At 76.9% G+C, this 1649-nt stretch carries 1 protein-coding gene; it reads right to left on the bottom strand.

Going from position 1 to position 1649, the window contains the following annotated elements:
* Positions 1–1649 (bottom strand): SbcC/MukB-like Walker B domain-containing protein (locus I53_RS03750; RefSeq protein ID WP_043346819.1); only part of this gene is annotated, 1649 nt, incomplete at both ends.

Genomic DNA, 1649 nt, shown 5'->3' with positions numbered 1-1649 from the left:
GGCCAAGCCCGGATTCCGTCGCCCGGCCGGTCGCCCGGATAGTAGGCGCTGGCCAGCGAGGCGGCGATCGCCACGTAGAACGGCGCCTGGGCCTCGCCGCCGGAGCCGCGCAGCGCCCGGGCCGACATCGTGGTGCGGTTGCCCGCCCGGTCGCGCATGCCGATCTCGTAGACGAAGTAGTTGCGGTAATCGGCGAGCCGCGCCGCATCCTCCTCGCCGGCGATCAGCGCGGTGATCTCCTCGAGCGCCGCCGCCATCTGCCCCTCCGCCTCGCCGGCGAGCAGCGCCTGCGCGGCCTCGGGTGAGCGGGCGGTCTCGGTGGCGAGCGCGTGCACGGCGGCGTAGCGGCGATCCACCGCCGCCTCGAACGCGTAGGTCTGGCCGGTGAAGCTGCGCGCCGAGAGCCGCTCGTTGAGGGCGGCGAGCCGGGCATGGACCCGCTCGAACCGGTCGGCGAGGCGCGTCAGCAGATCCTCGGTCATCAGGCGGCGCATCTCGACCTCGGCCCGCTCGGCCTGCGCCCTGTAGCGGCGGAGTTCGTGCCCCTCCACGGCCTCGTATTCCCGCCGCACCCAGGCGAAGCCGTCGATCGCCGGGGCGTCCCCGGAGGCGAGCGGGTTCTCCACCCGCCAGGCGGCGCAGGCCTCCGCCAGCTCCCGCTCGGCGATCCGCCCGTGGGAGCGGGCGGCCTCGGCGGACTCCCGGGCGAGGCCGCGCTCGGCGGTCACCCGGGTCCCGGCCGCCTTGGCATCGAGGCCGGCCAGCGCCCGCCGCGCCTCGGCGACCACGCCGAGGTCGAAGGGCTCGCCGCGGGCGAGGCGCACCCGCGCGGCGTCGCCGGCACTGAGCTGGCGCAGGGCCGCGCGGCGGGCCGACAGAGCGGCGCGGACGGCCTCGCGCACCGGTCCCATCCGGGCGCGCAGCGCCGCCTCGTCGGCGAGCAGGCGGTCGAGCTTGGGCTCCAGCTCCTCCGACAATTCCCGCAGGTAGCCGACCCGCTCGGTGGTCAGCGCGGCGATCTCGGCGGCGAGCCCGGCCGTGTCACGCTTCTCGATACCCTCCCGCTCGGTCTGGAGCGTGCGCCGCCGCCCGTCGAGCCCGTCGAGCTCGGCCCGTAGCGCCTCCACGTCGTCGAGGCCCCGGGCGACGCGGGCCCGGATCGCGGCCGCCGTCCGGGCGGCCTCGCGCAGGACCGCGGCCTCGCCGCGCAGGCGCCGCGCCTCGGCGACGGCGATCTCGTGGGCGCGGCGGCTGTCGGCGGTGGGCCCGCGATGGCCGCGGGTCATCAGCAGTTCGACGCTGCGGGTGACCGAATAGGCCATCCCGGCCGTGGTCCGGCCGCTCGGGGCGACCGCCCGGGCGAGGCGGGCCAGTTCGGCGTCGTCCCGGGCGAGGTCGTAGCCGCCGAGCCGCACGCCGAGGAACGCCTCCGCGTGCGGGTCGCTGGTCTCGATCACGGTGAGCGGACCGTCGTCGTAGCGGCGGGACCGCTGCTTGGCGGTGTCGGTGGTCTTCACCAGGATGCAGCGGTGGAACCGGTCGCGGCCGGATTGCAGGACGCCGAGCGCCTCGTTCAGCCGGTCCGGGGGAACCACCAAGAACGGGCGGGCGCGCCCCAGCAGGCCTTCGAGGGCCGGCCCCCAGGTCGG

Origin of the sequence: Methylobacterium sp. B1 (genome assembly GCF_000333255.1) — a bacterium.
GTDB classification, from domain to species: Bacteria; Pseudomonadota; Alphaproteobacteria; order Rhizobiales; family Beijerinckiaceae; genus Methylobacterium; species Methylobacterium fujisawaense.
Note: the sequence above shows the minus strand (reverse complement) of the source record. Positions and strands in the feature narration are given on the sequence as shown.